The organism is Streptococcus sp. 27098_8_113, assembly GCF_041432545.1.
Taxonomy (GTDB): Bacteria; Bacillota; Bacilli; order Lactobacillales; family Streptococcaceae; genus Streptococcus.
Genome location: NZ_JAPVZU010000004.1, coordinates 58,612 through 76,321, shown reverse-complemented (window position 1 = coordinate 76,321; position 17,710 = coordinate 58,612). Strand labels below are relative to the sequence as shown.

Sequence of the window (17,710 nt, the reverse complement as noted above, 5' to 3'; positions counted from 1 at the left end):
ACGTGCAAACAGGTATGGATCTTTATTTGTTTCCGTTCCCTCGCGAGAATTTGGGGGATTCTAACATAATGCTTATTTGACTGTAGGAGGTAAACGATAGTTTCCGTCCCCTTGCGAAGATTAAGTGGGTCTAACACAAGCGGCAGGACGTGATGATTAACAAACATAAATTTCCGTTCCCTCTCGAGGATATGGAGGGTCCTAACAAAAGAGCCGTTATTTGTCTCTTTGTACTTTATCGCGTTTCCGTACCCTCGCGAGGATTAGGGGGTCTAACCCAAATTAGTTTCTCCTTCTGGTAAAGAAACAGTCTGTTTCCGTCCCCTCTCGAGGATTAGGGGGGTCTAACGAAATAAATTTCAAGATAAATTTAAAAAGATTGGTGGTTTTCCGTCCCCTCGCGAGGATATGGAGGGTTCTAACGGACTGGGAGCGCGACAACTGGAGACTCGGAAATGGGTTTCCGTTCCCTCTCGAGGATTAGGGGAGTTCTAACGAACGTATTGCCAAATCTAAGGCTAACAACCATCAGTTTCCGTACCCTATCGAGGATATGGAGGGTTCTAACGGAAAAACCAGAAGAGTTTTACAAAGCCTACGTTCAGTTTCCGTACCCTATCGAGGATTAGGGGGGAACTAACAGATGATGAATCTCCATTCGACCGTGATGACGTAGAGTTTCCGTCCCCTCTCGAGGATTTTGGGGGTTCTAACGTATTGTATAGATTTTTTGCCGAGGAGGAATAAAAAGTTTCCGTACCCTCTCGAGGATTAGAGAGGCTCTAACGATAATCGCAACAGCATCCGAGTGCAGGCCGATACGTTTCCGTACCCTCGCGAGGATTAGGGGGGTCTAACCAGAAAAACCAGCGGAAAAGCCAGCGGAAAAGCCGTTTCCGTACCCTTTCGAGGATTAGGGAGGCTCTAACCAGCTGAGTTTGAGGTGCGAGCATCTGGCATTAGGTTTCCGTCCCCTCGCGAGGATTAGGGGGGGGGCTAACAGCATATCTTGTATAAAGCCTCAAAAGAGCCCCACCACATCTTGTACCCCTTAGAAACTAGCTAAAACCTAAGTCCATTATACCATGTCTAGCCCAGAAATAACAGCTTAAAAGAACAAAATATCCTCTAGCAACTCCGCGCTAGCATAAGGATTAAAAACAATCCTCTCTTCCTTATGCCCCAGATAGATAATGATATTGTCCCCTTCTTCTGCCTGATAAAAGGCTCTCAGTTCTCTCACCAGGCAGTCAAAGTCCAGCTTCTCAAGAGTCATCTCAAAGCAGGAGCGCTGAACCCTCACGCCATAGCATTCTAAAAGCTTTGATAGCTTCAAGCGCCGCTTATTGCTGACGATATCGTAAATAACCAGACAAAATTTTGTTTTCTTTCTGGCAAACTCTTTTTCATCATCATCAAGATTAAAGAAGACCATCTTTCCCTCCTCCTGTATAGCTAGACACATACTCTGCTGGATCCAAGGCTTCAAAGCTTCGGATCAAGGATTTGATTTGCTGATCCGCCGCATATAGAAAAGTGTAGCGATTCTTATCCAGCTCGACATAGTGATGAATCTCCAAGATCCTCTCCCTCATAGCCCGAGAAAAGATCTCGATTCCTTCAGGTGTCAAAAAGATACCTTCTTCCTTCTCAACGAAATGCTCTTCAAGAATTTCCTGACGGTTGACCAGTCCCAGCACCGTATCATCCACGATCACCGGTCGCTATTCCTCCATCAAGTCACTCGCCAAGACAGCATGATGGTCATGTGGCTGATGCATCACACCAAAGCCCAAGCTCAGACCATTCTTGCGAATTAAGCCCATAAAGCAAGAATAAAGAATAGAGTAACCAAAGTTTAGCAGGGTATTAAACTTGTCCATAGCTGGCCTGCGACTCCGATCAGAAAAATGAAAACCATCAATGACCAGTAAGTTCAAGAGGTAAAAGTAGGATTTGGCTAGTCGCCCTTCGATTCCCATAATTTCCGCGACGCTTCTCGCTTGCTCGAGATTCACCAGCGCATCTCCAAAGCGTTTGAAATCCTCCTCATCCAGCAAGTCATTTTCGTCAAAAGCCTGGAGCAGATTGAGCTGATTTCCGATCTTGGCCGCAGCGATTTTCCGAGCAATGCCCAAGCAAAAGTCCGAGTCAAAAGAAGCCCGAGCCTGACTGCGCTGCTTTTCAAAATCTTCCTTCCTAAAGGAATCAAGGGAAAATAGAAACTCGCCCTTGCTCGAGAAATAGAACACAAAAATGTCCCTATTAGCCAAGACTTTCAGTAGCTGAGTAGACAGCTGAGCATTACCAAAGACCAAGATATTATCAATCAGATTAAAAGAAATTTCTTTCAAAAGGATCTGCTCCTCGTTTCTCACAAGCACACGCTGCTCCCTCACCGACAAGCTACAAGACGAATTTTGAATATATAAATCAGCCATAAAAATCCTATTTTAATTTTCTAACCAAACATTTCTAGCAAAAAACATTTTTAGTTTTACTGCCTCAAATGCGCAAAAACTTCCCCAATCTTGCCTTCGATGACGAGGTCAGCTTGCTTGTCCTGTGGAATGCTGGTCTTGTTGATGACGACCAGATGCTTGCCAGCGAAGTACTGGATGAGACTGACTGCGGGATAGACAACCAAGGAAGTGCCCCCGATGATTAGCAGGTCGGCTTGATGAATGGCCTGCGCAGCTTGCTGGAAAGTCTCCATATCCAAGGGCTCTTCATAGAGGGTCACATCAGGCTTGATCACACCGCCGCAGTCAGGACAGTAAGGCACCGTCCCAGACAGAGCTAGAAATGCCTCCAAATCGTAAAATCGCTGACATTTTAGACAGAAATTTCTATCCGCACTGCCGTGCAACTTGAGGACATTTTTTGTGCCAGCCATTTCGTGCAGACTATCAATATTTTGCGTCACCACAGCCTTGAGCTTGCCGGTCTTCTCCAAATGAGCCAGATAGGCGTGAGCCGTATTGGGCTTGGCATCTGGATAGAGCAGGTATTTCTTGTAAAAGTCGAAAAACTCCTGCGGGTAGCGCTCAAACATGGTATGGGAAACTAGCTGCTCTGCCGTAAAATGCCGACTCAACTTGACACTGTAAATCCCATCCGAACTACGAAAGTCAGGGATATTAGACTCGGTCGAGACACCCGCCCCACCGAAAAAGACGATATGCCGACTTTGGTCAATCATGTCTTGCAACTGCTGTATTTTATCCATTTTCCTCTCCTGTCAATAAAGCTCTAACCAAGCGATTTGCCTCATCAAAATAAAAATGTTCCCGATCGTAGACAATCCCTGTGAAGCGCGCCAAATCCACCAAAATATCCATAAAATGCTGGGACGAAAAGCCCGTTGTCCGATATAATTCTGCCTCATCAAAGGGCTTAATCAGATGAGCCAGCGGATTTCGGACTGACTTCTCCAATTCCCGTAGCTGTCTGACCTCTTTCTTGACAGACTCCGGTAAATCCAAATGCAGAATCAACTCTGTCAGACTGGATGAATTGACCGTGCTTTCTGCATGAAAAAGCTGCAAGACGGTATAGTATGACTCCCGCATCCTCTCAAACTTCCAACGGTCATAGCTGGCCTCACGAGAATTATGGATAAAGTGGTCAATATCAGGGATTTCCAGCTTGATCAAGCGCATGAAAATCCGATAAATCGCTGGACTGACCGCTCGAACAAAGTCGATAATCTGCTCGTTGCGCAGCTTGGCTTCCAAATCGTAGAGATAATTGGCTAGCTGCTCGTCAGCCAAATCGGTATGACAAAAAAGCTGAAAACCACTTTGCGTCTGCAAGGCAGTCTTCAACTCTTCATCCATGGCTGGCAGAATATTGAGCTCTCTGCGCTCTGCCAGAATAGCCAATAGGCTGGTTACAATCGAGGAACTTCCCATCAACTTCTGTGCCAGTTTATAGGCATAAGCATAGTCATAACGGGAAATCGCAAAGAGAATTTCCTCTTTTAAATCTAGATTCATGCTTAATCGATCAAGGTTTCCAGACCAACCTTCATCATATCGGTGAAGGTATTTTGCCGTTCCTCTGCCGTCGTATCCTCGTCAGGGTTGACCAAACTATCAGAAACGGTCATGATAGCTAGGGCATCTACTTGGTGCTGGGCAGCCAGATAGTAAAGTGCCGCAGCTTCCATCTCAACAGCTTTCACGCCCCATTTACCCAGCTCGATATTTTTTTCAAAATAGTTCGAATAGAAAACATCTGACGACAAGACATTCCCAACATGGGTTGTCATACCCAAGTCTTTGGCGATATGATAAGCCTTGTCCAGCAAATCAAAGCTGGCAATCTGAGGAAAATCATACTGAGGCCAGTCATTGCGGATAATGTTTGAGTTGGTCGCAGCCGCTTGCGCCAGAACCAATTCACGAACGTGAACATCTGCATTGAGCGAACCAGCCGTTCCCACGCGGATCAATTTCTTCACACCGTAGTCCACAATCAACTCGCGCGCATAAATCGAAATGGATGGCATCCCCATCCCAGTTCCCATGACAGAAACCCGCTGACCATTGTAAGTACCAGTGTAGCCAAACATGTTCCGCACTTCGTTAAAGCAAACGGCATCTTCTAGGAAATTCTCCGCAATAAACTTGGCACGAAGCGGATCACCCGGCAAGAGAATTTTATCAGCAATCTCACCTTGTTTAGCAGCAATATGGATAGACATAATTTATGATACAAAGAGCGACAAGAAAACGACTGAAAATTAGGAATCTGACGAGAAATCCTGATTTCTCGGTCAGATTATCTATTTTCCAAGTTTTCCGCTCGTGTTCAAATCTGAACACTTCACTCTACCTTTCCTTCGTTTAATATTTTATTTTCTTACAATTCAGCAAGAATGGCTTTAAGTAGTCGTTTGAAATCACCTTTGACACGCTCTGTTACTTCAACCACTTCCTCATGGTTGAGTTCTTCTTGGAAGCCGGCAGCATGATTGGTAATGCATGAAATTCCGAGAACTTTCAATCCTGAGTGGGCAGCCACGATGACTTCGGGAACAGTAGACATGCCGACTGCATCCGCTCCGAGCGTCTTATAAGCACGGATTTCTGCTGGCGTTTCGTAAGTTGGACCAGTCACACCGATATAGACACCGTCATCCAGCTTAATGCCAAGCTTATCAGCGACTTGATGAGCAGTTGCACGGTATTCTGGTGTATAAGATTTAGACATATCAGGGAAACGTGGACCAAATTCATCCAAGTTTTCACCGATCAAAGGATTTTGGCCAGTCATATTGATGTGGTCAGTGATGGCCATAAGCGTACCAGGACCATAGCCGATACCACCGGCAGCATTGGTCACAATAACACCTGTCGCACCGAGAGCCTTCATCACACGCACTGGGAAAGTAACGACTTCGAGAGGATTTCCCTCGTAGAAATGGAAACGGCCTTGCAGAGCCAAGACTTTGCGGCCTGCCAAGTCTCCATAGACTAATTTACCAGCGTGACCAACAACAGTTGAGCGACCCCAGTTTGGAATATCCGCATAGTCAAGACTGACAGCATTTTCAATTTCAGAAGCCAATTCTCCCAAACCAGATCCCAAAATCAAGCCAAACTCAGGTTCTGTCATGCCTTTTTCTTTCAGAAAGGCGGCCGTTGCTTTGATTTTCTCAGATAATGTTGTCATAAAATATTTTCCTCACTCTCTTATGCTTATACCAATTTGTCCAAGAAGCTTTCACCAATCATGGCCTTGTCGACACCGAAGTTGTCAGCGATGGTTGCTGAAATGTCCGCAAAGTGTCCGACAGGCAAGTGACCATTCCCCTTGAGGGTTTTACCAAAAACCAAGAGCGGAATGTACTCACGAGTGTGGTCCGTTCCGGCATAGGTCGGATCATTACCATGGTCAGCAGTAATCATGAGCAAGTCATCTTCACGCATGTTTTCAATAATTTCTGGGATGCGAGCATCAAACTCTTCCAGGCAGTCGCGATAGCCATGTGGATCACGGCGGTGACCATAAAGAGCATCAAAGTCTACTAGGTTAGTGAATGAGAAACCTTGCTTGAAGTTTTCGTCTTTCAGGGCTTTGACCAAAGTATCTACACCATGATTGTTAGACTTATTGTGTCCCATGTCATGGTTAATTCCAGCGCCGTTGAAGATATCGTTAATCTTACCAACTGAATAAGTATCAATACCAGCTTCATTGAGCTTGTCCAAAACAGTTGGCTCAAATGGAGAGACTGCATAGTCATGGCGATTGGCTGTACGAGTGAAGTTGCCTGGCTCACCCACATAAGGGCGAGCGATGATCCGTCCCAGAAGTGCAGGGCGTTCCAAGGTAATTGAGCGAGCGTATTCACAGATACGATAGAGCTCGTCCAAAGGAATTACTTCTTCGTGGGCCGCAATTTGAAGCACTGGGTCAGCAGAAGTATAGATGATCAATTCGCCAGTTTCCATCTGACGAGGACCAAAGTCATCAATAACAGCCGTTCCAGAATAAGGTTTGTTTGCCTCACGAATAACTTTACGGCCAGAAAATTCTTCAATTTTAGTCAAGATTTCCTCTGGGAAGCCGTTCCAGAAAGTATCAAAAGGCTCAGTAATGTTCAGACCCATGATTTCCCAGTGGCCAGTCATCGTGTCTTTACCTAAAGAAACTTCTTCTAATTTAGTATAGTAACCACTTGGATTTTCCTCAGCTGGTACAGTTTTTAGCGCTTGCTCACGCTCGATATTGCCCAGACCTAGCTTAGCCATATTTGGCACGTCTAGACCGACTGCTTTGGAAATATGTCCCAGCGTATCGGAAGCACCATCTGGCACCCCTGCATTAACAAAATTGTTAGCATCTGGTGCTGCCCCAATTCCGACTGAGTCCATAACGACTAAGTGAATACGATTAAATTTTGACATGAAAACCTCTTTTCTAGTTATTTGCTTCTAAAATGTTTACGCCACCTTGACCAGCGACGATCACCTTGTTGACCATTTGTGTGAAAAGGCCGTGCTCAACAACGCCCACGATATGATCTAATTCTCGGCCAAATTCGACTGGATTTTCGATTACACCTAGATCCAAATCGATAATGAAATTCTGCATATCCGTGATAAAACGTTGGCCATTTTTTTCACGGAAACTTGGCTTGTAGCCTGCCTCTACAAATCGACGGAAAACTTGCTCTGCACCATATTGCACTACTTCGACTGGCAGCTTGAAAGCACCTAGCTTTTGAACCAATTTGCTTTCATCAACCACCCAGATGTAGTCCTTGGTAGGTGTCGCGACAACTTTCTCCATGAGCAAGGCTCCGCCTCCGCCTTTGATGCCGTTGAACTGAGGATCCACTTCATCAGCTCCATCAACGGTCACATCGACCTGATCCACTTCATCAATGGATTTCAGCGGAATTCCCAAGCCTTCTGCTTGCTTGCTAGTCACGCTAGAGGTCGTGACTGCAGTAATCTGCAGGCCTTCCTCTTTGATACGTCGACCAATTTCCTCGACAAAATAGTAAGCAGTCGAACCTGTTCCCAGACCGACCACCATCCCGTCTTCGACAAATTCAGCAGCCTTGATGCCTGCCAGTTTCTTTAGAGTTTCCATAGCACCTCCTCAAATCAACTATGTTTAGTATATCACAATTCTTTGAAATTTGAAAGTGTTTTCAGCTCTTTAAACGGTTCATCGCATTTTAACAGTGCTTCATTTTACGAAAATCTCCTTAAAATCTTGCTCCTAGTTCTATTTTACGCTACAATGAAGATAGGTAAATTATTGAAAGAAATACATATTTCAAGTAGTAAGCTATAGAAAATCTGAGGAGGTTGTTATGATGCAGCAAGAAAATAAAGTTTTAGGTATTTTAGCCATTGTCTTTGGAGCAATCGCTTTACTTGGCTCCTGGATACCAATCATCAATTATCTATCTTTTTTTATCGGCACTATTGCTCTTATCTTGGCTATTATCGGCCTCATTATTAACCAAAAGAAACCGAAAACTTTGGCTATAATTGGCTCTGTCATTTCCTTTTTCTCCTTAATCATTGCACTTGTCACTCTATCATTCTATTCCCGTATGTTTAATGAAATGGGAAAAAGGTTTGATACTCTTTCAAGCTCTTATCGTTCCTATATTGATTCGTCAGAAAGAGAAGAAGAAAAGGAAAAAGAAGAAAATACAAAGTCTACATGGACAAAAGCAGAATTTGATGCACTCAAAGAGGGCGATATTTTGAAAAAAGGTGCAGGCGGAACAAAATACGACGACGTCATTCGCGACCACGGCAAACCAACTGACGAAACTACTTCTACTGTCAGCGGATCTGAAATAAAAACCATCACCTACTTACCAGAAGGAAGCAAATATCAAGCTGTCATCCTAACTTTTTCAAAAAACGAAGACGGTTCTTTCCTACTGACTAGCAAGATAGGAACAGGTTTAGAATAACATAAATTTCCTACCCGACAGCTGTGTTTCTTCGGCCAATATTGATAAAATTAAGGAAAGAACTCTAGCCGTCAGTCGCATCTTACTCTTTACTCTCACTTTACAGATTAAATCTATCAATTAATGCATAAAAAGTACAAAATTCTGCAAAAGTCTCAGAAACTTTTTGGGTGAATTTTGGGCAGATACTTGCAAAACAGACTTCCAGAAAGGATATACATGATAACACGAGAATTTGATACCATCGCTGCGATTTCGACCCCTCTTGGGGAAGGAGCCATCGGTATCGTCAGACTAAGCGGGACTGACAGCTTTGCTATTGCCCAAAAAATCTTTAAAGGTAAGGATCTAAGCAAAGTGGCCAGCCACACACTCAACTACGGCCATATCGTTGACCCTCAAAATCAAGAGATTCTGGATGAGGTCATGGTCGGGGCCATGCGCTCTCCCAAGACTTTCACCCGTGAAGATATCATCGAGATCAACACCCACGGTGGGATTGCGGTGACCAATGAAATCCTACAGCTTGCTATCCGAGAAGGGGCTAGAATGGCAGAGCCTGGAGAATTTACCAAGCGAGCCTTTCTCAACGGGCGCGTGGATTTGACTCAGGCTGAGGCTGTCATGGATATCATCCGGGCCAAGACCGATAAAGCCATGAACAATGCTGTCAAGCAGCTGGACGGCTCTCTTTCCGACCTTATCAATAGCACCCGTCAGGAAATCCTCGACACACTGGCTCAGGTCGAGGTCAATATCGACTATCCTGAGTACGACGATGTTGAGGAAGCAACGACAGAAATCATTCGTGAAAAAACACTTGAATTCGAGCAACTTCTGACCCATCTCCTCAAAACTGCTCGACGCGGCAAGATTCTGCGTGAAGGGATTTCCACTGCCATCATCGGTCGACCTAATGTTGGCAAATCCAGCCTCCTCAACAATCTTCTGCGCGAGGACAAGGCTATTGTGACCGATATCGAGGGGACAACTCGTGATGTGATCGAGGAGTATGTCAATATTAACGGCGTACCGCTCAAGCTCATCGATACCGCAGGGATTCGGGAAACGGATGACCTTGTGGAGCAGATTGGCGTTGAGCGCTCTAAAAAAGCCTTACAGGAAGCCGACTTGGTTCTCTTGGTTCTCAATGCCAGCGAGCAACTAACTGACCAAGACAAACAATTACTTGAAATCAGCCAAGACAGCAATCGCATCGTCCTGCTTAACAAGACTGACCTTGAAGAGAGGATTGAACTGGATCAGCTGCCAGCAGATGCTATCAAGATTTCCGTCCTCCACAACCAAAATATTGATAAAATCGAGGATCGCATCAATCAGCTCTTCTTTGAGAATGCTGGAATTGTCGAGCAAGACGCCACCTATCTGTCCAATGCCCGTCACATCTCTCTCATCGAAAAAGCCGTCGAAAGCCTGCAAGCCGTCAATCAGGGACTGGAACTAGGCATGCCTGTAGATCTCCTCCAAGTCGATCTGACCCGCACTTGGGAAATCCTTGGTGAAATCACTGGAGATGCTGCACCAGACGAGCTTATCACCCAGCTCTTCAGCCAATTCTGCCTAGGAAAATAATATGGGAGTCACAGAATTTATTAAAGCAAAAAATCTAGGCGAATACCTAGAAAGTCGAAAGAATGGGCACGTCAGAGAGCGCATCCAAAAACGCAGCTGGTTGGAGGTTCTCCTTCACAAAGCCCGTACTACCAAAATAAATCCTGAAAATCACCAAAAAGCGAAGAAAACGAAACACGGTTCTTGAAAAACAGAACCGTGTTTGTTTGTCTATTCAATCTAACTGAATATTTGCCTAATCATGAAGCGAGGCACTCTCCTTGTCCCAAACTATTTTTCTGTTTAGATACATCTTCATCGAACTTGAGTCAGTACCCCGTCTTGCATCTCATAAATCTTATCAACCTCATCCAGCAGGCGGGTATCATGGGTAATCATGACTACACTCTTATGGAATTTTTGGGTCACTTCTTTGAGCAAATGGACCACGCGCTTGGCCCGCTCCGTATCCAGACTAGCTGTCGGCTCATCAGCCAAGATGATATCAGGGCTATTGTAAAGTGCTCGGGCGATAGCAGCTCGCTGCCGTTCTCCGCCGGACAATTCTTTGGGATACTGCTTGAGAGTTCCTTTAAGATCTAGCAGCTCAATCAGACTGTCTAGATCCGTCCTTTCCTTTTTAGATAAGCGGTCAATCAGCTGGAACTGGTCTTCGATTTTCAAAAAAGGAATGAGATTGGAAGCCTGCAAAATAAAGCCAAAATCATTGAAGCGCAGAGCAGCCCGTTCCTTTTCCTTAAGCTGGGAGGTATCTTTCCCATGCAGCAGAATCTGTCCTTTTGAGGGAGTTTGCAAATGCCCCAGCAAGGTCAGAAAAGTTGTTTTCCCTGATCCTGACGGCCCAATAATAGCTACAAACTGCCCCGCTTCCAGTTGGAAATCAGTTGGTTTCAGGGCTTGAACAAGCGTATGTCCCTGACCATATTCTTTTGTAACCCCTTTTAGTTCTATAATTGACATTTACTCACCTCCAATCGCTGTGATAGGGTCAATTTTCAGAACCCGATGAATAGACAAGAGTCCACCGGCCAGCGACATGAAAACAATCAGGACAATCAAGCCAGCATAAGCTCGCCAATCACTGTAAAAAGGCATAGAGGCCGGCAAGACTAGCTGGGTTCCCAAAAGAGCCAAGACAGCTAAGCTGATTCCCAGAGTGGATAGGATGAAAATCTGCCAGAAAATAGAAGCAATAATCTTCCCACTGGCAATCCCTTGGGCACGCATAATACCGTAAAGTTGGGTCTTCTGAATGGTGATAATGTACATGAAAATCCCCAATACTAAAAAGGTAATCAGAACCATGGCCCCAATCATAAAGGAAAAAGTCAGTACCTGAGGCTGATAACCAGGGATATTTTCTATAAAATCACTCATAGAAAGCTGACTAAGCCCAGTTTCTTCAATCTTCTGACCATCCTTGACCACAAGTGCGCTGATATTCTTAACCTGACTAGAGCCGTACTTTAATTCCCTGAAATCATCTAGAGCCATAAAAATTACAGGTTGCGTAAAGAAGCTATTATCCTCTGTGAAGCCAACAACCTGATAGAGGCGCTCACTGCCATTGAGCTGGAGTTGGTCGCCTAGTTTCACACCTTTTTGCTGGAGGCGCTTATCCGCAATAACTTCATAAGCATTCTCAGCAGGACGTCCCTCAATAATGTCAGGCGCTAGAAAACTATCCCAAGAGAGACCAAAAACCTGAGCATTGAGTTTATCAGTCCCATCTTCATAATTGGCCACTGCTGCCGTCTGTCCCAAAGCCGCAATTGAGTCCCCTTGAAGCAGGCTATTATACTCCTCTTCCTTGAGAGTCGACGCAACCAGATTCTTATTGGCATACTCTGACAAGACGATTGACTCAGCCTGCCATTGGTCCAGAGCCAAGCGATTGAGCCTAGCCAAACCGACGGAAAGACTAGATAAAAAGAAAACCATATAGGTAATGAGAAAGACCACAGCAACCACTAAACGATAGCGTCCGCGACTATAGACAATCTCTTTAAAAGCTAAAAACAAAGCTGTCCTCCTTTGAGATATTAAAGATCATTATATCATAAAGAAGCAAGCTAGAAAAACATATGAGACTAATGGTAACTAGATTCACACGAAAATCACTAAGTCGTATAGCGATTCCCTAAGTAAGAAACATGCCTTGAAAGAAATTCATAAAATAAAAAAAAACAAGGGCTTCAGTTCATCTACCGAAACCGTTCTTGTTTCTTTTTCTTTACGCTTCGCACACTCTTTTTCTGAGCAGATTGAGAAGCGCCTTACTGCTTGGTAAAGGTCAGAGTGTCTGGATCATCATCCAATTCATCCACAAGCAGCTGATTGCCATTTTGACGGTAACTTTTGACATTGTCACCGACAATTAGTCTTTGGTTAGCAGCATCTACTTGTACCTGCTTGATTTCCTTACTGCCGTCGATCTCGGTTTCAGTCCAAGTACCAGTCCTACCATTGATTTCGAGGACATGCTGGTCACCATCATGGTCGGTTTCTTGGTAGCGTCCGTTTAGATTGCTGGTCTGACCTGCATTGGATGAAGAAGTCTGTTCTTGCGCAGGCTGTGATGTTTGGCTTTGGGTATTTTGTGGTGAGTTAGCATTTCCTCCCTGATTGGCATTGCTTGAGCAAGCAGCCAGTGAAACTGCTGCTGTCAGAGATAGAATACCGATAAAGGCCTTTTTTGAAACAGTCATATTGCTTCCTCCTTTTCTACATTTGTAGTTTATAATTATATTCTACAATTGTCTGTTTTGTTTGTCAATCATATAGCTTTTTTTTTATCTAAAAATAAAAAATTCCCCAGCCTTACTTGACTGGAGATGTAAAATCTATTGCTTCTTCTAGAGGATCAAAGCTAGTCATCCTTGATGGACGAGCCTTCTGCCTCATCCCCAAATATCAAGGTCGACTGTTGCAGATAGGGATTGGGGTACTTTCGAAGCAAATCTTTTACAGCTTCTACCAAAACCTTCTGCTCCACCTGACCTACTTGGTATCGCCCTAAAAGTAGCATAAAGTTTTCTTTTTCAGCTGGGCTGGCTTTTTTCTTAAAATAGCCCCAAACATGCTGAAAAGCATTACAGACCTGACCTCGGTTTTCTGGCAGGGCTATCGCTTGGTCAATCAAGTCTTGAACATGTGCTGCTTCTACCGAGTCACTTTTCAAATACTGGCGAATTTCCAGATAGATCTTACTGGAATGACTGAGCACCAGATATTTATTTCTAGCCCAAAGAGTCTGACATTGGGATATTTGGTTTGAATTTTCCATGATTACTTTTCCTTCTAATCTTCACTTTCGAATTCTTCCAGAACCATCTACAACATTGCTTGTTCCCAGTAATAAGTTTGTCAAGATAAAAATCAATTTTATGAGACCAGTACCAAGCCCGCTTAGCTTTCTTCTGTTGTACAGTTACTTAAATCTTGAGAGTACAAAAACGCACACATCATGACCATCACAACCCGTTTAGTTGTACAGTTACTTAAATCTTGAGAGTACAAAAACCGATTCCGACGGATGAGTATGAAGGTCCGGGTTGTACAGTTACTTAAATCTTGAGAGTACAAAAACTACCCAGCCGTTTTCTTTTGCTAGCTGCGTGTTGTACAGTTACTTAAATCTTGAGAGTACAAAAACAAGCGGCTTGGTCGTAGAGCTCCTACCGTGTTGTACAGTTACTTAAATCTTGAGAGTACAAAAACTTAAAGCAGGTTCAGATTGAATGTCGGCCAGTTGTACAGTTACTTAAATCTTGAGAGTACAAAAACAACGTTTCTTTTAGAAAAGAACTAATCAAAGTTGTACAGTTACTTAAATCTTGAGAGTACAAAAACTGAGACGTGAAGAGTTGATCCTTCCTCATAGTTGTACAGTTACTTAAATCTTGAGAGTACAAAAACTACTTTTTCTTCAAGTGACATCATTTTAGGTTGTACAGTTACTTAAATCTTGAGAGTACAAAAACACTCGCCCACATTGGGTTTACTTGATAAGAGTTGTACAGTTACTTAAATCTTGAGAGTACAAAAACTTATTTCAGGAGGAGTTCCGACGGATGCTAGTTGTACAGTTACTTAAATCTTGAGAGTACAAAAACAAATATGCCTTATGTAATAAAGGTTGTTTTGTTGTACAGTTACTTAAATCTTGAGAGTACAAAAACCTCTTATATATTTATTTATATAGTAGTCGGTTGTACAGTTACTTAAATCTTGAGAGTACAAAAACTGCGGACGTGGGACGATACACAGAGCTAGAGTTGTACAGTTACTTAAATCTTGAGAGTACAAAAACAAGGGATTGAATATCCTGCATACGGCTCACGTTGTACAGTTACTTAAATCTTGAGAGTACAAAAACATCGCTCGAACCGCTGCCAAAAAGATTGCTGTTGTACAGTTACTTAAATCTTGAGAGTACAAAAACATCGCTCGAACCGCTGCCAAAAAGATTGCTGTTGTACAGTTACTTAAATCTTGAGAGTACAAAAACATATACCATTTCATTTATTTGAGGAAATGTGTTGTACAGTTACTTAAATCTTGAGAGTACAAAAACCTGGATCAATATTAAAGTCAGTATCGTGTAGTTGTACAGTTACTTAAATCTTGAGAGTACAAAAACATATTGGAGATGGGTATTTTGAATACTCGGTTGTACAGTTACTTAAATCTTGAGAGTACAAAAACATTGATAAGTGTTTCGCAAGAAGGCGTCCAGTTGTACAGTTACTTAAATCTTGAGAGTACAAAAACCATTGATAATAGTGATATTTCTACCAGTCAGTTGTACAGTTACTTAAATCTTGAGAGTACAAAAACGATAACCGCCATCTTTAAAATATTGCAAAGGTTGTACAGTTACTTAAATCTTGAGAGTACAAAAACGACATCTTTGTCAATGTTTGAAAATATTCAGTTGTACAGTTACTTAAATCTTGAGAGTACAAAAACTCAATACCTCCGAATGTGTTGTAATTATCAGTTGTACAGTTACTTAAATCTTGAGAGTACAAAAACAAACTTTAGATTTTTATAAAGTGCGTGAAAGTTGTACAGTTACTTAAATCTTGAGAGTACAAAAACAAGCCCCAGAAGATATCAGAGAAGACATCAGTTGTACAGTTACTTAAATCTTGAGAGTACAAAAACCTCAAATTAAAAATTTTTGCTTTTTGTACTCTCATACTGATTATAGATTCTCCCCAAAAGCTTGTCAAGTCTAATATTTTAAAAAATTTGTTAATAATGGATTAGCCATCTGTACTTTAAAATCAATAATTTTATCATATTGGTATAAGCTATTCATAATTTTTAAAGTGACCATATCATAAATCGAAAGACTCATATGCTCCACATCAGAGCTAAATAAATAAGGAGAAATTTTTTGCAAGGAAATTAAAAATTCTTCTTCATTGGGAATCTCGTTGGATGGATAACGCTGTACAAAACTTTCATACATAAACCGAAATTCATAGTAATGCTCTATAAAACCAGAAATAATATTAACAAATTCCATATTTTCTCTGTTGATATGAAGATAGCCTTCATTTGAAGGAAAAGATATCACATAAATATTAGGAAATTTTTCTGTCATCATTTGGAGGCGTTTGCAACACTTTACAAAAGATTGGTAAGTCAGATAATCATCCATACTTCTCAAAAGCAAAATTATTTTCTGATTAGTTTTTAAAAGTGTCTCTTGCAGCATGGTCAAGAATATTAAAAACTTGGTTTCATTTTCGACAAATTCAAAGGAAATATTTTTATCTCCCATTCCAAAATATGGTAGAAAATTTTTTAAAATCAGTTGTTCTACATTCAGATAGACGCTTTCAGTATGATAATCAATATCGCCAATTTGAAAATTGAGTTGCTTATTTACTATAGCCGATATTTGATCTAGTTTATCATTGATAAAATCAATTTGTTCTATCACTTCTAGGTTATCCAGTTTAGACTTTAAAAAATCAAATGCAACTGTTCCCTTTTTGTAATCCATCTGCTCAATCAAATCCTGAATATTTGAAATCGAAACAATCTTATACTCACTTCTTTTTATGATCATCTCTTCTGTACAAATTTCTGGCTCGCTCTGTTCAAAGAGTGTTAAGTCCTCTGTGTTGTATTTTTTACCACCAAAATACCAGACTAATAATTGCCAAATATAATACTTCAACTGTTGGTCTTCACCAACAACCTGCGTAAATTTTCCAAAATTAATGGCTAGATTTTCCTTATAAGGATGCTTAAAATATAGTTTCATATGACTACCAACTTATTATCACTGACTACTTCTTCTTGCTTCGTCTTCCCACCAATAATCAGAACCATTTCAGAAAACTGTTTTTCCGTCACAGCCAGCAATCGAACATTTCCACTAGGTAAATTACTTTGTTTTAATTTCTTGTAGAATTTGCTAGCAAAACTACGATTAGGGCAAGTTCGATAATATACAGAAAACTGGAGCATTTCAAAACCATTTGCAATCAATTCTTTACGAAAATTACGGTAGGTTCGCTTTTCCTGATTAGTTTCCATAGGAAGATCAAAAAAACAAATCAATCTCATTGCTTCATACCTCATCTTATTTACTCCATTCCAAACTTGAGACGATTGGACAGTAAAATTTTGTTGTATCTTTGTCCGCAATACATTTGATAAATCCCTTCACATATTTATCCATCGCTCCAGTCACAGTGCAATTTTCCTTGCCATAACGAATCTTTGCATTTAATAAATCTGTTAAAGCTAATCGGAATTCATATTTCAAATATTCTTCTTCTCTTAGATGATGATAAACCCATACATCAATAATCTGTCTGAAAGGTTCCATCAGATCATCTACTAAGTTAAATTGATTGTATTCATTTTTATGAAAGATTCCAATCAAGGGATTTAATCCATAACCAGCCACAATCCTTGCCATTTGAGCTCTCATAATCGCATAACCATAATTTAAACCTGCATTGATAACATCTGCTTCCTGTTGGGTTACGCGCACAAATTTTTTACCAAATAATTCATTGAAATAAACTTTAGCCGCATGACCTTCTCGATTTGTTTTATCGCCTAACTCAATATGTTCTTTATAGTCAGCTAATAATTGAATACAATCTAAATCCTTCTCAAACATAGCTAACACATCTTGCTGGTTATTAATTTTGAAATAAGTAACAATTTGCCACAGCTTGTCCTTTTGATCCTGCGTCCAAAGCAATTGTTCTTGTAGCCTCTTATAAGCTCGGAAATGCCCATTTTGAGAATGATAGATACCGGTTGGCAGATGCTCATTGTCACAAACGACTAAAGCAATATTGTATTTACTTAGAGCACTTAGTAAACGAAGCGTTACAACTGTATCTCCTCCTTCCGCCACTATGATAGAAATATCACTCAAAGGAATGGTATATTCTTCTCCCATTTTCTTGATTAAGAGATTATCTAGTTTTAACCTCATTTTTTCACTTTTACATACATGTACAATTCTCCAAGTCATCAATTTCCCCTTTACAACACGAAAACACCCCGCCAAGAGACAGGGTGTTGATTTCGGCATGAAGCCTTATCTTTGTAGCTTCTGCAAGATTTAAGTAACTGTGTAAGGCGTCCCTTACAATTGCTATTATAATATATTGCAGAGCTATT

General features: G+C 41.7%; 16 protein-coding genes, 1 pseudogene and 1 CRISPR repeat array. Of the genes and pseudogenes, 2 read left to right on the top strand and 15 right to left on the bottom strand.

Translation table 11 applies throughout. The features are described from left to right. Window positions 1-1,108 precede the first annotated feature (1,108 nt). The 8 genes and pseudogenes from cas2 (O3644_RS03805) to rpiA all read right to left on the bottom strand — a co-directional run bounded on the left by cas2 (O3644_RS03805) (window position 1,109) and on the right by rpiA (window position 7,608). A complete protein-coding gene (gene cas2, locus O3644_RS03805; protein ID WP_371595097.1) occupies window positions 1,109-1,435 on the bottom strand; it encodes a CRISPR-associated endonuclease Cas2 in 327 nt (108 codons plus the stop codon). Continuing rightward, a pseudogene (cas1, locus tag O3644_RS03800) lies at window positions 1,422-2,441 on the bottom strand (CRISPR-associated endonuclease Cas1). The gene cas2 (O3644_RS03805) and the pseudogene cas1 (O3644_RS03800) overlap by 14 nt, the downstream one beginning before the upstream one ends. 56 nt (window positions 2,442-2,497) lie before the next feature. After that, window positions 2,498-3,229, bottom strand: a complete 732-nt coding sequence (locus O3644_RS03795) for an NAD-dependent protein deacylase (protein WP_371595096.1) — start codon at window positions 3,227-3,229, stop codon at window positions 2,498-2,500. Then, the gene (locus O3644_RS03790; protein ID WP_371595095.1) at window positions 3,222-3,998 is read right to left on the bottom strand and encodes a hypothetical protein; all 777 of its coding nucleotides are present in this window, start codon (window positions 3,996-3,998) and stop codon (window positions 3,222-3,224) included. The genes O3644_RS03795 and O3644_RS03790 overlap by 8 nt, the downstream gene beginning before the upstream one ends. 2 nt (window positions 3,999-4,000) lie before the next feature. Further along, a complete protein-coding gene (deoD, locus tag O3644_RS03785) occupies window positions 4,001-4,708 on the bottom strand; it encodes a purine-nucleoside phosphorylase (protein ID WP_371595094.1) in 708 nt (235 codons plus the stop codon). 158 nt (window positions 4,709-4,866) lie between these two features. Further along, the gene (locus O3644_RS03780; RefSeq protein WP_288930319.1) at window positions 4,867-5,679 is read right to left on the bottom strand and encodes a purine-nucleoside phosphorylase; all 813 of its coding nucleotides are present in this window, start codon (window positions 5,677-5,679) and stop codon (window positions 4,867-4,869) included. 26 nt (window positions 5,680-5,705) lie between these two features. After that, window positions 5,706-6,917, bottom strand: coding sequence for a phosphopentomutase (locus O3644_RS03775; protein ID WP_371595093.1), 1,212 nt, complete (start codon window positions 6,915-6,917; stop codon window positions 5,706-5,708). A gap of 13 nt (window positions 6,918-6,930) precedes the next feature. Then, entirely contained in the window at window positions 6,931-7,608 is a 678-nt protein-coding gene (gene rpiA, locus O3644_RS03770) for a ribose-5-phosphate isomerase RpiA (RefSeq protein ID WP_048764632.1), read from the bottom strand. Window positions 7,609-7,834: 226 nt separating this feature from the next. Between rpiA and O3644_RS03765 the strand changes: the two genes are divergently transcribed. Together O3644_RS03765 and mnmE are read left to right on the top strand one after the other, a co-directional pair. Beyond that, a complete protein-coding gene (locus tag O3644_RS03765; RefSeq protein ID WP_080978284.1) occupies window positions 7,835-8,452 on the top strand; it encodes a CD20-like domain-containing protein in 618 nt (205 codons plus the stop codon). A gap of 219 nt (window positions 8,453-8,671) precedes the next feature. After that, window positions 8,672-10,045: a tRNA uridine-5-carboxymethylaminomethyl(34) synthesis GTPase MnmE gene (mnmE, locus tag O3644_RS03760; RefSeq protein ID WP_048764630.1), complete on the top strand. Its 1,374-nt coding sequence runs from the start codon at window positions 8,672-8,674 to the stop codon at window positions 10,043-10,045. A gap of 294 nt (window positions 10,046-10,339) precedes the next feature. Here the strand turns inward: mnmE and O3644_RS03755 are convergent, their stop codons facing one another. The 7 genes from O3644_RS03755 to cas1 (O3644_RS03725) all read right to left on the bottom strand — a co-directional run bounded on the left by O3644_RS03755 (window position 10,340) and on the right by cas1 (O3644_RS03725) (window position 17,561). Next, window positions 10,340-11,005, bottom strand: a complete 666-nt coding sequence (locus O3644_RS03755) for an ABC transporter ATP-binding protein (protein WP_048764626.1) — start codon at window positions 11,003-11,005, stop codon at window positions 10,340-10,342. Next, a complete protein-coding gene (locus tag O3644_RS03750; protein ID WP_048764625.1) occupies window positions 11,006-12,067 on the bottom strand; it encodes an ABC transporter permease in 1,062 nt (353 codons plus the stop codon). A 254-nt stretch (window positions 12,068-12,321) separates the two neighbouring features. Next, window positions 12,322-12,753 carry an SP_0198 family lipoprotein gene (locus O3644_RS03745; RefSeq protein ID WP_048764622.1) on the bottom strand — a complete coding sequence of 144 codons (432 nt, stop codon included), beginning with the start codon at window positions 12,751-12,753 and terminating at the stop codon, window positions 12,322-12,324. Window positions 12,754-12,914: 161 nt separating this feature from the next. After that, window positions 12,915-13,331: a YbgA family protein gene (locus O3644_RS03740; RefSeq protein WP_048764620.1), complete on the bottom strand. Its 417-nt coding sequence runs from the start codon at window positions 13,329-13,331 to the stop codon at window positions 12,915-12,917. Window positions 13,332-13,466: 135 nt separating this feature from the next. Then, window positions 13,467-15,214: direct repeats of the CRISPR family, unit length 36 nt; unit sequence GTTGTACAGTTACTTAAATCTTGAGAGTACAAAAAC. 70 nt (window positions 15,215-15,284) lie between these two features. After that, complete coding sequence (gene csn2-St / locus O3644_RS03735; protein ID WP_371595092.1) at window positions 15,285-16,328, bottom strand: CRISPR-associated protein Csn2-St; 1,044 nt, start codon at window positions 16,326-16,328, stop codon at window positions 15,285-15,287. Next, window positions 16,325-16,648, bottom strand: a complete 324-nt coding sequence (cas2, locus tag O3644_RS03730; protein ID WP_037618041.1) for a CRISPR-associated endonuclease Cas2 — start codon at window positions 16,646-16,648, stop codon at window positions 16,325-16,327. Before cas2 (O3644_RS03730) ends, csn2-St begins: the two co-directional genes overlap by 4 nt. A gap of 1 nt (window position 16,649) precedes the next feature. Continuing rightward, the gene (gene cas1, locus O3644_RS03725; protein ID WP_048764612.1) at window positions 16,650-17,561 is read right to left on the bottom strand and encodes a type II CRISPR-associated endonuclease Cas1; all 912 of its coding nucleotides are present in this window, start codon (window positions 17,559-17,561) and stop codon (window positions 16,650-16,652) included. Between the last annotated feature and the right edge of the window lie 149 nt (window positions 17,562-17,710).

Coding starts and splice junctions, on each gene's coding strand:
- deoD (WP_371595094.1), bottom strand. CDS start 4,708: ATGTCTATCCATATTGCTGCTAAACAAGGTGAGATTGCTGATAAAATT.
- O3644_RS03775 (WP_371595093.1), bottom strand. CDS start 6,917: ATGTCAAAATTTAATCGTATTCACTTAGTCGTTATGGACTCAGTCGGA.
- cas2 (WP_037618041.1), bottom strand. CDS start 16,648: ATGAGGTATGAAGCAATGAGATTGATTTGTTTTTTTGATCTTCCTATG.
- cas2 (WP_371595097.1), bottom strand. CDS start 1,435: ATGGTCTTCTTTAATCTTGATGATGATGAAAAAGAGTTTGCCAGAAAG.
- O3644_RS03745 (WP_048764622.1), bottom strand. CDS start 12,753: ATGACTGTTTCAAAAAAGGCCTTTATCGGTATTCTATCTCTGACAGCA.
- O3644_RS03790 (WP_371595095.1), bottom strand. CDS start 3,998: ATGAATCTAGATTTAAAAGAGGAAATTCTCTTTGCGATTTCCCGTTAT.
- O3644_RS03765 (WP_080978284.1), top strand. CDS start 7,835: ATGATGCAGCAAGAAAATAAAGTTTTAGGTATTTTAGCCATTGTCTTT.
- mnmE (WP_048764630.1), top strand. CDS start 8,672: ATGATAACACGAGAATTTGATACCATCGCTGCGATTTCGACCCCTCTT.
- O3644_RS03740 (WP_048764620.1), bottom strand. CDS start 13,331: ATGGAAAATTCAAACCAAATATCCCAATGTCAGACTCTTTGGGCTAGA.
- O3644_RS03780 (WP_288930319.1), bottom strand. CDS start 5,679: ATGACAACATTATCTGAGAAAATCAAAGCAACGGCCGCCTTTCTGAAA.
- cas1 (WP_048764612.1), bottom strand. CDS start 17,561: ATGACTTGGAGAATTGTACATGTATGTAAAAGTGAAAAAATGAGGTTA.
- csn2-St (WP_371595092.1), bottom strand. CDS start 16,328: ATGAAACTATATTTTAAGCATCCTTATAAGGAAAATCTAGCCATTAAT.
- O3644_RS03755 (WP_048764626.1), bottom strand. CDS start 11,005: ATGTCAATTATAGAACTAAAAGGGGTTACAAAAGAATATGGTCAGGGA.
- rpiA (WP_048764632.1), bottom strand. CDS start 7,608: ATGGAAACTCTAAAGAAACTGGCAGGCATCAAGGCTGCTGAATTTGTC.
- O3644_RS03795 (WP_371595096.1), bottom strand. CDS start 3,229: ATGGATAAAATACAGCAGTTGCAAGACATGATTGACCAAAGTCGGCAT.